Genomic DNA, 12,240 nt, shown 5'->3' with positions numbered 1-12,240 from the left:
GCCTCGGGGCGGGCCGCTGGCGAGGCTAGGCTCAGGCCTGCACGCCCAGCCGTTCGGCGCGCTGCAGCCAGTGCTGGCGCTGGGTCTCGGAGGAGGGGCGCACCGGGGCGAACTCGGCCAGGCGGCGGGTCTTGATGCCGCTGAAACCGAGGATGGTGCGGGTCATTTGCCGGTGTGCCGGTGCGCCGTAGAACCAGCGGAAGTACCAGGGCGGGGTATCCAGAGTCACCAGCAGGTCGGCGGTGCGGCCGCTGAGCAGCTTGTCCCAGGCCTGCGAGCGGCCGCGGTACTTGAAGGCGAAGCCGGGCAGGAACACCCGGTCGAAGAAGCCCTTGAGCAGGGCCGGCAGGCCGCCCCACCAGACCGGGTAGACGAATACCAGGTGCTCGGCCCAGTGAATCTGCCGCTGCGCCTCGAGCAGGTCCGGTTCCAGATGCTGGCCCTGGTCGTAGCCGTCGTGCAGCACCGGGTCGAAGCTCAGCTCGCCCAGCTTCAGCTGGCGCACCACATGGCCCTTGCCGCGCGCGCCCTGGGCATAGGCGTCCCCCAGGGCGTGGCACAGGCCGGCACCCTTGGGGGTGCCGAAGATCATCAGGATGCGCTTGCCATCGCCTTCCAGCGGCGTCGCGCCGCTTTTCGTCTCATTCATGCTTGTCGCTCCCCAGCATGTCTTCGGGGCGAACCCAGGCATCGAATTGCTCCTCGTTCAGCAGCCCCAGGTCCAGGGCGGCGGCACGCAGGGTGGTGCCCTCGGTATAGGCTTTCTTGGCGATCTGCGCGGCCTGGTCGTAGCCGATATGCGGGTTCAGCGCGGTCACCAGCATCAGGCCGCGCTCCAGGTGTGCGGCCATCTGCCCGGCGTCAGGCTCCAGGCCGGAGACGCAGTGCAGCTGGAAGTTGCGGCAGCCGTCGGCCAGCAGGCGCACCGACTGCAACAGGTTGTGGATGATCACCGGCTTGAACACGTTCAGCTGCAGATGGCCCTGGCTGGCGGCGAACCCTATGGTCACATCGTTGCCCAGCACCTGGCAGGCGAGCATCGACAGCGCCTCGCACTGGGTCGGGTTGACCTTGCCGGGCATGATCGAGCTGCCCGGTTCGTTGGCCGGCAGGCGTACCTCGGCCAGTCCGCCGCGGGGGCCGGAGCCGAGCAGGCGCAGGTCGTTGGCGATCTTCATCAGGGCCACGGCGAGGGTCTTCAAGGCGCCGGAGAGCGTGGTCAGCGGCTCGTGGCCGGCCAGGGCGGCAAACTTGTTGGGCGCGCTGACCAGGGGCAAGCCACTGAGGGCGGCCAGTTCCGCGGCCATGGCCTGGGCGAAGCCCTGGGGCGCGTTGAGTCCGGTGCCCACGGCTGTGCCGCCCTGGGCCAGTTCGCAGACCGCCGGCAAGGCGCCGCGAATCGCCTGTTCGGCGTAGCGCAGCTGGGCGACGAAGGCCGACAGTTCCTGGCCGAAGGTGACGGGCGTGGCATCCATCATGTGGGTGCGGCCGGTCTTGACCAGCTTGGCGTGGCGCGCGGCCTGCTCGGCCAGGCCGCCGGACAGCTCGGCCAGCGCCGGCAACAGCTCATGCTGCACGGCCCGGGCGGCGGCGATGTGCATGGCGGTGGGAAAACTGTCGTTGGAGCTCTGCGCCTGGTTGACGTGGTCGTTCGGATGCACCGGGCTCTTGCCGCCGCGGGCGCCCCCGGCCAGCTCGTTGGCGCGGCCGGCGATCACCTCGTTGACGTTCATGTTGCTCTGGGTGCCGCTGCCGGTCTGCCAAACCACCAGGGGAAACTGGTCGTCGTGGTCGCCGGCGATCACCTCGTCGGCGGCCTGTTCGATCAGTCGGGCGATGTCCTGGGGCAGGTTGCCGATGCGGCCGTTGACCCGGGCGGCGGCTTTCTTGATCAGGGCCAGGGCATGCACGACAGCCAGGGGCATGCGTTCTTCGCCGATGGCGAAATTGATCATCGAGCGTTGGGTCTGGGCGCCCCAGTAGGCGTGTGCGGGGACCTCGATCGGGCCGATGCTATCGGTTTCGGTGCGGCTCATGGGAATTCTCCGGGGGCGGTCTAGCCAGTTTAGGCCGCGCCGACCGTTGCGGGTTCCCTCGAGGCGCAGTTCTTACCAGCGCGCCCGGGTTGCGCCGAGCCAGCCCAGCGCCCCGGCCACCGGCACGCGTTCGCCCGAGGGACCGCGCAGAATGCCGTCGAAGTGGCCGAACCACTGCCGGGTGTCGGCATAGATCGGCCCCACGCGAGGGCAGGCCCTGTGCTGCTGGCGCGGTTTGAAGGTCAGTTTGACCCGCCCGTCGGCAGTGTTCAGGCTCCAGGGGGCCAGGGGGCTATGGGGGCTCTGCTCGATATGCACGGGACTGCTCAGGTGCTGCAGCTCGCCGCCGAACCATAGGGCGTTCTCCGAGAGGCCGCTGTGGTCGGTCCAGCCGGCGCCGAAGTTGCCGGCGATGCCGCCCGGTGCGGCGAAGGCGGCACGGGTCCAGTGGCTGTGCAGCGGCCAGACGCCGCGGCCGAAGTCCAGGGCGGCGAAGCTCTGCCCGGCGCTGCAGCTGTAGTGCCGGTTACCCAGCTGCACGCTGCCGCTGACGGGCAGGCCGAGCTCACGGCAGGTGGCGTGAAAGCCGTGCGAGGCCAGGGGGGCGACCAGGTTGACCGAGTCGAGATGAGGCGGGCGCTGGACCTCCAGGGCAACCTGCAGCGGTTTACCGCCGAGTGGCGTGGCGGCCACGGTGAGGCGCACACGGCCGGCATGCTCGGCGACCCGCAACTGCAGACGCGGATGGTTGAACTCATGACTCTGCTGGGCCTGCGCCGGAAGCCGGCAGCCGCGTGCCAGCAGGCGCAGGCGGCTGTGGGCGACGGCCTCGCCGCTCTCCAGGTCGAGGAAGTAGGCGGCGCCATAGCCCAGGTAGTCGAGGTCGGCCTGGGTCAGCGAGAGCATCCAGTGCGGTGTGGTGATGCACCAATGGTTCCAGCGCTTGCGCCGCCCGAAATGGCCGGGCAGGGTGCAGTCCACCAGTGGGCGGGGCGACCAGCCGATGGCCTGCGGGTTCAGCCGCCCATGCTGGTCGCATAGCTCGATCGGCGCTTGGAGGTGAGGGGGGGTGAAGCTGTTCATCAGACACATCCATGTGTATGCCGTGCGACGGGGCGCCGGGGCAGCGGTATTAAAAGAGCCTAGTAGAAGGTCGCAAGGTGCACAGCATGCCCAGCCGATCCTGGGGGGGCAAGTGCTGGCATTTTGGTCCCGGCTCGACGCGGGGAGGGGGCGGCCTTTTGTGGCCTGTGGCAGCGGTCGAGACTTGAGTGCGCGGGGAGCAGGGCACAGAATGGCGCCTCATGGTGCCGCGGCCCACTTTTTCGCCCGGGAGTACTCGATGTCTCGTCTTACCGCTTTCTGCGCCACGGTCCTGTTGACCTGTGGCAGCACCCAGGCATACGCCGATGCCGCCAGCCACGCCGCCGATGCCGAGCATTTTCTGCTGCTGGCACGGGCCGACAGGCTGACCGTGCCGGTCTACGGCCAGGTCCAGCAGATGTTCACCCAACGCTTCGCCGAGAGCCAGGCGCCGGCGAGCAAGCAGGCACTGCTGGAGCGCTACCAGGCCAAGGCCAATGCGGCCCTGGACAGCGCGGTGGGCTGGCCGGTGCTCAAGCCGGAGCTGGTCGAGCTCTATACCCGCAATTTCGACGAGCAGGAGATGCAGGAGTTGCTGGCTTTCTATCGCTCGCCACTGGGGCAGAAGGTGCTGGACAAGATGCCCATGCTGACCGCGCAGTCGGCGCGCCTGACCCAGAACAAGCTGGAGGCAGCGGTACCGCGGGTGAACGAACTGCTGGCGGAAATGACCGCCGAACTGGACGCGAAAAAACCCTAGCCGGAGGCGTAGATGTCGAAACTGGAACAACTGCAGGCGGCCTTCGCCGCGCTGCAGCCGCAGCACCTCGAGGTGCTGGACGAGAGTCATATGCACAGCCGCGGGCTGGAGACCCACTACAAGGCGGTCATCGTCAGCCCGCAGTTCGCCGGTCTGAACGCGGTCAAGCGGCATCAGAAGGTCTATGCCAGCCTCGGCGAGCTGATGGGCCAGCTGCATGCCTTGGCCCTGCATACCTACACGCCCGAGGAATGGGCGCAGCAGGGTGCCGCGCCGGACTCGCCGACCTGTCGCGGCGGCAGCAAGCACGACCATTGACTGCTTGTTGAGCGGGGTTCGCCCTGCACGCCAGGGCCTTCTCCAGCCCCTCGCCGACGGAGACGGGGTGTCGGGCGAGACAAATTGGCCCTACACGACAGGCGCCAGGAAACGTAAACTTCACCTCCGCGCCGGCCATCGCCGGCGTCTGCGTTTATAGGCCCGGTCCGCCCTTTGCGAGGGCGACTACTGAAGGAATCTGCTGCATGACCGACAAGATCGTCGTCGCGGCGCTGTACAAGTTCGTCACCCTGACGGACTACCAGGCGCTGCGCGAACCCCTGTTGCAAACCCTGCTGGACCACGGCATCAAAGGCACCCTGCTGCTGGCCGAGGAAGGCATCAACGGCACCGTCTCCGGCAGTCGCCAAGGCATCGACGCGCTGCTCGCCTGGTTCCGGCTCGACCCGCGGTTGGCCGACGTCGACCACAAGGAATCCTACTGCGACGAGCAGCCGTTCTATCGCACCAAGGTCAAGCTGAAGAAGGAGATCGTCACCCTCGGGGTGCCGGGCGTCGACCCCAACCAACGGGTCGGCACCTATGTCGAGCCGCAGGCGTGGAACGAGCTGATCAGCGACCCCGAGGTGCTGCTGATCGATACCCGCAACGACTACGAGGTGGCCATCGGCACCTTCGAGGGCGCAATCGACCCCAAGACCAAGTCGTTCCGTGAGTTCCCCGACTACATCAAGGCGCATTTCGACCCGGCCAAGCACAAGAAGGTGGCGATGTTCTGCACCGGCGGCATCCGCTGCGAGAAGGCCTCCAGCTACATGCTCGGCGCCGGCTTCGAGGAGGTGTTCCACCTCAAGGGCGGTATCCTCAAGTACCTGGAGGACGTGCCCCAGGAACAGACCAAGTGGCGTGGCGACTGCTTCGTCTTCGACAACCGGGTCACGGTGCGCCACGACCTGTCCGAGGGCGACTACGACCAGTGCCATGCCTGCCGCACCCCGGTGTCGGTGGCCGACCGTGAGTCCGAGTTCTACTCCCCGGGCATCAGCTGCCCGCACTGCTGGGATTTGCTGCCGGAGAAGACCCGCGCCGGCGCCCGCGAGCGGCAGAAGCAGATCGAACTGGCCAAGGCGCGCAACCAGCCGCATCCCCTGGGCCGTGACCCCCGCCAAGCCTCGGAGGCCTGAGCATGTCCGCTCGCCTGCTCTACGTGATGGACCCGATGTGTTCCTGGTGCTGGGGCTTCGCCCCGGTGCTCGAGTCCCTCGCCGAGCAGGCGGCCGCCGCGGGCGTGCCGCTGCAGCTGGTGGTCGGCGGCCTGCGCCGCGAGCGCATCGCCGTCGACGCGGTGGCGCGGGTGCGCTACCTCGGCTATTGGCAGGCGGTCAACGCCAGCACCGGCCAGCTGTTCGACTTCGAGCGGGGGCTGCCCGAGGGCCTGGTCTACGACACCGAGCCGGCCTGCCGCGCGCTGGTCACCGCCCGGCAGCTCGACCCCGAGAGCACCTGGCCGCTGGCCAAGCTGATCCAGCAGGCGTTCTACACCGAGGGGGTGGATGTCACCCAGGCTCCCCAGCTGCTGCGTCTGGCCGAGCAGGCGGGGATTCCGCGCATCGAATTCGCCGAGGCCTTCGACAGCCCGGCCATGCGCGCGGCCACCGCCGCCGATTTCACCTGGGTGCAGGATCTGGGCATCGCCGGCTTCCCCACCCTGCTGGCCGAGCGCGATGGCCAGCTGGCCCTGCTGACCAATGGTTACCAGCCGCTGCAGGCGCTGGCGCCGCTGCTCGCCCGCTGGCTGGAGCAGGCCGCCCATGGCTGATCGGCTGAGCTGGGCGGAAGTCCGTCGCCTGGCCCTGCAGCATAAGAAGGCCCTGCTGTTGGCCAATGGCGTGGCGCTGCTGGCGACCCTGTGCAGCGTGCCGATCCCCTTGCTCCTGCCGCTGTTGGTCGACGAGGTGCTGCTGGGCGACGGCGATGCCGCGCTCAGGGTGATGGACCGTTTCCTGCCGGGTACCTGGGAGACCGCCGCCGGCTATATCGGCCTGATGCTGCTGCTCACCCTGCTGCTGCGCGGGGCGGCGCTGGTGTTCAACGTGCTGCAGGCACGCCAGTTCGCCCGCCTGTCCAAGGACATCGTCTACCGCATCCGCATCCGCCTGATCGAGCGGCTCAAGCGCATCTCCCTCGGCGAGTACGAGAGCCTCGGCGGCGGCACCGTGACCACCCACCTGGTCACCGACCTGGACACCCTCGACAAGTTCGTCGGCGAGACCCTCAGCCGCTTCCTGGTGGCGACCCTGACCCTGACCGGCACGGCGGCGATCCTGCTGTGGATGCACTGGCAGCTGGCGCTGCTGATCCTGTTGTTCAACCCGCTGGTGATCTTCGCCTCGGTGCAACTGGGCAAGCGGGTCAAGCTGCTGAAGAAGCTGGAGAACGACAGCACCTCGCGCTTCACCCAGGCCCTCACCGAGACCCTGGAGGCGATCCAGGAGATCCGTGCCGGCAACCGCCAGGGCTTCTTCCTCGGCCGCCTCGCCGGCCGTGCCCGGGAGGTGCGCGACTACGCCACCGCCTCGCAGTGGAAGAGCGATGCCTCCAACCGCGCCAGCGGCCTGCTGTTCCAGTTCGGCATCGACGTGTTCCGCGCCGCGGCCATGCTCACGGTGCTGTTCTCCGACCTGTCGATCGGCCAGATGCTCGCGGTGTTCAGCTACCTGTGGTTCATGATCGGCCCGGTCGAGCAGTTGCTCAGCCTGCAATACGCCTTCTATGCCGCCGGCGGCGCCCTGCAGCGCCTCAACGAGCTGCTGGCGCGGGCCGACGAGCCGCAGTATCCGGGGCGCCTCGACCCGTTCAAGGGCCGCGACACGGTGGGCATCGAGATCAAAGGCCTGACCTTCGCCTACAGCGACGAACCGGTGCTGGACCGCCTCGACCTGAGCATCGGCCCAGGCGAGAAGGTCGCCATAGTCGGCGCCAGCGGTGGCGGCAAGAGCACCCTGGTGCAGCTGCTGCTGGGGCTGTACACGCCCCAGGCCGGGACCATCAGTTTCGGCGGCAGCAGCCAGGCGGAGATCGGCCTGGAGAAGGTGCGCGACGAGGTGGCGGTGGTGCTGCAGCACCCGGCGCTGTTCAACGACACGGTGCGGGCCAACCTGTGCATGGGCCGCGAGCGCAGCGACGAGGCCTGCTGGCGGGCGCTGGAGATCGCCCAGCTGGCCTCCACCATCGGCATGTTGCCCCAGGGCCTGGACAGCATCATCGGGCGCTCCGGGGTGCGCCTGTCCGGTGGCCAGCGCCAGCGCCTGGCCATCGCTCGCATGGTCCTGGCCGAGCCCAAGGTAGTGATACTCGACGAGGCCACCTCGGCCCTGGACGCCGCCACCGAGTACGCTTTGCACCAGGCCCTGGCGCAGTTCCTCAGCGGCCGCACCACCCTGATCATCGCCCACCGCCTCAGTGCGGTTAAGCAGGCCGACCGGGTGCTGGTGTTCGATGGCGGGCGTATCGCCGAAGACGGCGAGCACCAGCAGCTGATCGCCGTCGGCGGGCTGTACGCCAAGCTCTACGGGCATTTGCAGCACTGACGCTGCGGTATTCCAGTCGCGGAGCGTCGAGTGCTCCGCCTCCGCCTCCGGCGTCGGCGCCGGCGTTATCGAGACCAATCTTCCCTCCGTATACCTGACCGGCAGCCCCGGCAGCTGCCTCGCGCCGCCCGGCATTCGGCCGTGGCGGACGCCTCTGGCAGCCTGCCAGACCACGCTGGCAACAATACGTTACGCCTGGCGAGTGACTATCCTGATGGATATGGCCGCTGCGCTCGGTGTAACGAAAAATTTCCACTCGGCCTGGGGCGCGGTCGGGCAGGGGCGCTGCAGTGCGCTTGTCCGACCCCGGCCGTTGGGGTGTGATGAAGCTATTCCGGCGCCGCGTGGCGCGGTGCATCCACAACAACAATCGGGAGGCGCAATGAACGCCGTGAACAAGATCGAACAGCACAACCCCATCGGCACCGACGGCTTCGAGTTCGTCGAATACACCGCCCCGACCCCCGAAGGCATCCAGCAGCTGCGCGAGCTGTTCACCGCCATGGGCTTCACCGAAACCGCCAAGCACCGCTCCAAGGAAGTCTGGCTGTTCCAGCAGAACGACATCAACTTCGTGCTCAACGGCAGCCCCACCGGCCACGTGCGCGAGTTCGGCCTCAAGCACGGGCCGAGTGCCTGCGCCATGGCCTTCCGGGTGAAGAACGCGGCCCAGGCGGCGGCCTATGTCGAGGCCCAGGGCGCCAAGCTGGTGGGCAGCCACGCCAACTTCGGCGAGCTGAACATCCCCTGCGTCGAGGGCATCGGCGGCTCCTTGCTCTATCTCGTCGACCGCTACGGCGACAAGAGCATCTACGACGTCGACTTCGAGTACATCGAGGGCCGCACGCCCAACGACAACGCCGTGGGCCTCAAGGAAGTCGACCACCTGACCCACAACGTCAAGCGCGGGCAGATGGACGTCTGGTCGGGCTTCTACGAGCGCATCGCCAACTTCCGCGAGATCCGCTACTTCGACATCGAAGGCAAGCTCACCGGCCTGCTCTCGAGGGCCATGACCGCGCCCTGCGGCAAGATCCGCATCCCGATCAACGAATCGGCCGACGACAAGTCGCAGATCGAGGAATTCATCCGCGAATACCACGGCGAGGGCATCCAGCACATCGCCCTGTCCACCGACGACATCTACGCCACCGTGCGCCAGCTGCGCGCCAATGGCGTGGACTTCATGCAGACCCCGGGCACCTACTACGACAAGGTCGACAGCCGCGTGGCCGGTCACGGCGAGCCGACCGAGGTGTTGCGCGAGCTGAACATCCTGATCGACGGTGCCCCGGGCGACGACGGCATACTGCTGCAGATCTTCACCAACACGGTGATCGGCCCGATCTTCTTCGAGATCATCCAGCGCAAGGGCAACCAGGGCTTCGGCGAGGGCAACTTCAAGGCCCTGTTCGAGTCCATCGAGGAAGACCAGGTGCGCCGCGGCGTGCTCAAGGGCGAGTGAGCCCGGCGGGCCAAACCAGGTGGCCGGGCGCAGGCCCGGCCCATGCTGAATCGAGGAGACACCGGCCATGAGCCGCAAATGGATCAGCTTCCCTCTGCGCGAGGGCGAGTGTTCGCGCCAGGCGCACTGCGACTTTCCCGAGGGCACCTACGAGCGCGAGATGGGCCGCGAGGGCTTCTTCGGCCCCACCGCGCACCTGCACCACAAGCATCCGCCGACCGGCTGGATCGACTGGCAGGGACCGTTGCGCCCCCATGCCTTCAATTTCAACGACATCGCCAGCGAGCGCGACTGCCCGCTGTTGGCGCCGCTGTGCCTGCACAACGGCGACGTCCAGCTGCGCGTGTGGAAGACCCACGGCGCCATGGGCCACCTGGTGCGCAACGCCGACGGCGACGACCTGCTGTTCATCCACGAGGGCGCCGGGCACTTCTACTGCGACTTCGGCCACCTGGAGTACCGCGACGGCGACTACCTGATGATTCCCCGGGGTACCGCCTGGCGTATCGAGGCCAGCGAACCGACCTTCATGCTGCTGATCGAGAGCAGCGACGGCGCCTACCAGCTGCCGGACAAGGGCTTGCTCGGGCCCCAGGCGATCTTCGATCCGGCGGTGCTCGACCATCCCAAGCTGGACGCGGCCTTCAAGGCCCAGCAGGACGAGAATACCTGGCAGATCAGGATCAAGCGGCGCAACCAGCTGACCACCGTGACCTATCCCTACAACCCGCTGGACGTGGTCGGCTGGCATGGCGACAACACAGTGGTGCGCCTCAACTGGCGGGACATCCGCCCGCTGATGAGCCACCGCTACCACCTGCCGCCGTCGGCGCACACCACCTTCGTGGCCAACGGCTTCGTGGTCTGCACCTTCACCCCGCGCCCGGTGGAGAGCGACCCGGGGGCGCTGAAGGTGCCGTTCTACCATAACAACGACGACTACGACGAAGTGCTGTTCTACCACCGCGGCAACTTCTTCAGCCGCGACAACATCGAGGCCGGCATGGTCACCCTGCACCCCTGCGGCTTCCCCCACGGGCCCCATCCCAAGGCGCTGAAGAAGAGCCAGGAGGACCCGGCGACCTTCGTCGAGGAGGTGGCGGTGATGATCGACACCCGCCGCGCCCTGGAGGTCGGCGAGGCCGCCGCGGCGGTGGATGTGGCCGAATACGTGAACTCCTGGCGTGCGCCGGGCAAACAGACTTGAGGCGCGGCGGTGGGCGCCGGCCGGCGTCCCCCGCGTGCCGACTTTAGGGGAAATGCTCTATGAAACTCGCTTCGTTGAATCAAGGCCGTGACGGCGAACTGCTGGTGGTGTCCCGCGACCTGTCCCGTGCGGTGCGGGTCCCGCAGATCGCCGCCACCCTGCAGATTGCCCTGGACGACTGGGCGATCAAGCGCCCGCAGCTGGAGGCCATCTACCAGCGCCTGAACAACGGCCTGTGCGAAGAGGCCTTCGTCTTCGACCAGGCCGATTGCGCGAGCCCCCTGCCGCGCGCCTACCACTGGGCCGACGGCAGCGCCTACGTCAACCATGTGGAGCTGGTGCGCAAGGCCCGTGGCGCGGAGATGCCGGAGAGCTTCTGGCACGACCCGCTGATGTACCAGGGCGGTGCCGACGCCTTCATCCCGCCGCACAGCCCGATCCGCCTGGCCGATGAGGCCTGGGGCATCGACCTGGAGGCCGAGCTGGCGGTGATCACCGACGACGTGCCCATGGGCGCCACGCCCGCCGAGGCGGCCGGACATATCCAGCTGCTGATGCTGGTCAACGACGTGTCCCTGCGCAACCTGATCCCCGGCGAGCTGGCCAAGGGCTTCGGCTTCTATCAGAGCAAGCCGTCGTCGAGCTTCTCGCCGGTGGCGGTGACCCCGGACGAGCTGGGCGACTGCTGGAAGGACGGCAAGGTCCATCGGCCGCTGGTGTCGCACATCAATGGTGCGCTGTTCGGCCAGCCGGACGCCGGCACCGACATGACCTTCAACTTCCCGACCCTGGTGGCCCATGCCGCCAAGACCCGGCCGCTGGGCAGCGGCACCATCATCGGCTCGGGCACCGTGTCCAACTACGACCGCAGCGCCGGTTCCTCGTGCCTGGCGGAGAAGCGCATGCTGGAGATCATCGAGCAGGGCGAGGCGCAGACGCCTTTCCTCAGGTTCGGCGACCGGGTGCGCATCGAGATGTTCGACGCCGAGGGCCAGAGCATCTTCGGCGCCATCGACCAGCAGGTGGAGAAATATGAGGCGTAGGCTGGGTGGGGCGCAGCGCTACCCTGCACCGCGCGTGCCGGGTATCGCTGCCTTTGACACCGATACCCGGCCTACGGCGGCGAACGAGGAGGCCCTGTGCTGACGCTCTATTCCTACTGGCGCTCCAGCGCCGCCTACCGGGTGCGCATCGCCCTGAACCTCAAGGGCCTGGCCTACCGGCAGGAGCCGGTGCACCTGGTCAAGGACGGTGGCCAGCAGCATTCGGCCGAGTACCGGGCGCTCAACCCGCAGGAGTTGGTGCCGCTGCTGGTGGACGCGGGCAACGGCGGGGTGCGCATCGCCCAGTCGCTGGCGATCCTCGAGTACCTGGAGGAGGTCTATCCGGTGCCGGCGCTGCTGCCGGCCGATCCGGCCCAGCGCGCGCGGGTGCGTGCCCTGGCGCTGCATATCGCCTGCGACGTGCACCCGTTGAACAACCTGCGGGTGCTGCAGTACCTGTCCGCCGAGTTGGGCGTCGGCGACGCGGCGAAGGACGCCTGGTACCGGCACTGGGTGGCGACCGGGCTGGTTGCGGTGGAGCAGGGGCTGAAGAACTTCGATGGACGTCTGTCCCTGGGGGACCGGCCGGGCTATCTGGAGGCCTGTCTGATTCCGCAGTTGTATAACGCCCGGCGTTTCAACTGCGAACTCGAGAGCTATCCGCGTCTGCTGGCCATGGCAGCCCGTTGCGAAGAGCACGAGGCCTTCCGGCAGGCCGCTCCGCAGGCACAACCCGACGCCCAATAGACGCCGGCGTACTGGCTCGAGCGTTCGCAC

Annotated in this window: 12 protein-coding genes; 9 read left to right on the top strand and 3 right to left on the bottom strand. The window is 67.8% G+C overall.

What is annotated here, in order from left to right; genetic code table 11:
* Window positions 1-31: 31 nt before the first annotated feature.
* From ACSX1C_RS07100 to ACSX1C_RS07090, 3 genes are all read right to left on the bottom strand, one after another.
* On the bottom strand, window positions 32-649 hold the full coding sequence (locus tag ACSX1C_RS07100; RefSeq protein ID WP_439888849.1) for an NAD(P)H-dependent oxidoreductase: 618 nt from the start codon (window positions 647-649) through the stop codon (window positions 32-34).
* Entirely contained in the window at window positions 642-2,036 is a 1,395-nt protein-coding gene (locus tag ACSX1C_RS07095; RefSeq protein WP_439888848.1) for a class II fumarate hydratase, read from the bottom strand. The genes ACSX1C_RS07100 and ACSX1C_RS07095 overlap by 8 nt, the downstream gene beginning before the upstream one ends.
* A 72-nt stretch (window positions 2,037-2,108) precedes the next feature.
* A complete protein-coding gene (locus tag ACSX1C_RS07090) occupies window positions 2,109-3,119 on the bottom strand; it encodes a DUF2804 domain-containing protein (RefSeq protein ID WP_439888847.1) in 1,011 nt (336 codons plus the stop codon).
* 259 nt (window positions 3,120-3,378) lie between these two features.
* On the opposite strand from ACSX1C_RS07090, the gene ACSX1C_RS07085 reads away from it, so the two are divergent.
* From ACSX1C_RS07085 to maiA, 9 genes are all read left to right on the top strand, one after another.
* The gene (locus ACSX1C_RS07085) at window positions 3,379-3,879 is read left to right on the top strand and encodes a DUF2059 domain-containing protein (RefSeq protein ID WP_439888846.1); all 501 of its coding nucleotides are present in this window, start codon (window positions 3,379-3,381) and stop codon (window positions 3,877-3,879) included.
* Window positions 3,880-3,891: 12 nt separating this feature from the next.
* The gene (locus tag ACSX1C_RS07080) at window positions 3,892-4,197 is read left to right on the top strand and encodes a BolA family protein (protein WP_439888845.1); all 306 of its coding nucleotides are present in this window, start codon (window positions 3,892-3,894) and stop codon (window positions 4,195-4,197) included.
* A gap of 206 nt (window positions 4,198-4,403) precedes the next feature.
* Window positions 4,404-5,342, top strand: a complete 939-nt coding sequence (gene trhO / locus ACSX1C_RS07075; RefSeq protein WP_439888844.1) for an oxygen-dependent tRNA uridine(34) hydroxylase TrhO — start codon at window positions 4,404-4,406, stop codon at window positions 5,340-5,342.
* Between the two features lie 2 nt (window positions 5,343-5,344).
* Window positions 5,345-5,977: a DsbA family protein gene (locus ACSX1C_RS07070; RefSeq protein WP_439888843.1), complete on the top strand. Its 633-nt coding sequence runs from the start codon at window positions 5,345-5,347 to the stop codon at window positions 5,975-5,977.
* Window positions 5,970-7,748, top strand: a complete 1,779-nt coding sequence (locus ACSX1C_RS07065; protein WP_439888842.1) for an ABC transporter ATP-binding protein — start codon at window positions 5,970-5,972, stop codon at window positions 7,746-7,748. The genes ACSX1C_RS07070 and ACSX1C_RS07065 overlap by 8 nt, the downstream gene beginning before the upstream one ends.
* A 382-nt stretch (window positions 7,749-8,130) precedes the next feature.
* Window positions 8,131-9,213, top strand: a complete 1,083-nt coding sequence (gene hppD, locus ACSX1C_RS07060; RefSeq protein WP_318645984.1) for a 4-hydroxyphenylpyruvate dioxygenase — start codon at window positions 8,131-8,133, stop codon at window positions 9,211-9,213.
* Window positions 9,214-9,280: 67 nt separating this feature from the next.
* On the top strand, window positions 9,281-10,420 hold the full coding sequence (locus ACSX1C_RS07055; protein WP_439888841.1) for a homogentisate 1,2-dioxygenase: 1,140 nt from the start codon (window positions 9,281-9,283) through the stop codon (window positions 10,418-10,420).
* 59 nt (window positions 10,421-10,479) lie between these two features.
* Complete coding sequence (locus ACSX1C_RS07050; RefSeq protein WP_439888840.1) at window positions 10,480-11,463, top strand: fumarylacetoacetate hydrolase family protein; 984 nt, start codon at window positions 10,480-10,482, stop codon at window positions 11,461-11,463.
* Between the two features lie 96 nt (window positions 11,464-11,559).
* Window positions 11,560-12,210: a maleylacetoacetate isomerase gene (gene maiA, locus ACSX1C_RS07045; RefSeq protein ID WP_439888839.1), complete on the top strand. Its 651-nt coding sequence runs from the start codon at window positions 11,560-11,562 to the stop codon at window positions 12,208-12,210.
* The last annotated feature ends 30 nt before the right edge of the window (window positions 12,211-12,240 follow it).

This window comes from Pseudomonas sp. MBLB4123 (genome assembly GCF_051904775.1).
Taxonomy (GTDB): domain Bacteria; phylum Pseudomonadota; class Gammaproteobacteria; order Pseudomonadales; family Pseudomonadaceae; genus Aquipseudomonas; species Aquipseudomonas benzenivorans_B.
Note: the sequence above shows the minus strand (reverse complement) of the source record. Positions and strands in the feature narration are given on the sequence as shown.

Coding starts and splice junctions, on each gene's coding strand:
- ACSX1C_RS07100 (WP_439888849.1), bottom strand. CDS start 649: ATGAATGAGACGAAAAGCGGCGCGACGCCGCTGGAAGGCGATGGCAAG.
- ACSX1C_RS07095 (WP_439888848.1), bottom strand. CDS start 2,036: ATGAGCCGCACCGAAACCGATAGCATCGGCCCGATCGAGGTCCCCGCA.
- ACSX1C_RS07090 (WP_439888847.1), bottom strand. CDS start 3,119: ATGAACAGCTTCACCCCCCCTCACCTCCAAGCGCCGATCGAGCTATGC.
- ACSX1C_RS07085 (WP_439888846.1), top strand. CDS start 3,379: ATGTCTCGTCTTACCGCTTTCTGCGCCACGGTCCTGTTGACCTGTGGC.
- ACSX1C_RS07080 (WP_439888845.1), top strand. CDS start 3,892: ATGTCGAAACTGGAACAACTGCAGGCGGCCTTCGCCGCGCTGCAGCCG.
- trhO (WP_439888844.1), top strand. CDS start 4,404: ATGACCGACAAGATCGTCGTCGCGGCGCTGTACAAGTTCGTCACCCTG.
- ACSX1C_RS07070 (WP_439888843.1), top strand. CDS start 5,345: ATGTCCGCTCGCCTGCTCTACGTGATGGACCCGATGTGTTCCTGGTGC.
- ACSX1C_RS07065 (WP_439888842.1), top strand. CDS start 5,970: ATGGCTGATCGGCTGAGCTGGGCGGAAGTCCGTCGCCTGGCCCTGCAG.
- hppD (WP_318645984.1), top strand. CDS start 8,131: ATGAACGCCGTGAACAAGATCGAACAGCACAACCCCATCGGCACCGAC.
- ACSX1C_RS07055 (WP_439888841.1), top strand. CDS start 9,281: ATGAGCCGCAAATGGATCAGCTTCCCTCTGCGCGAGGGCGAGTGTTCG.
- ACSX1C_RS07050 (WP_439888840.1), top strand. CDS start 10,480: ATGAAACTCGCTTCGTTGAATCAAGGCCGTGACGGCGAACTGCTGGTG.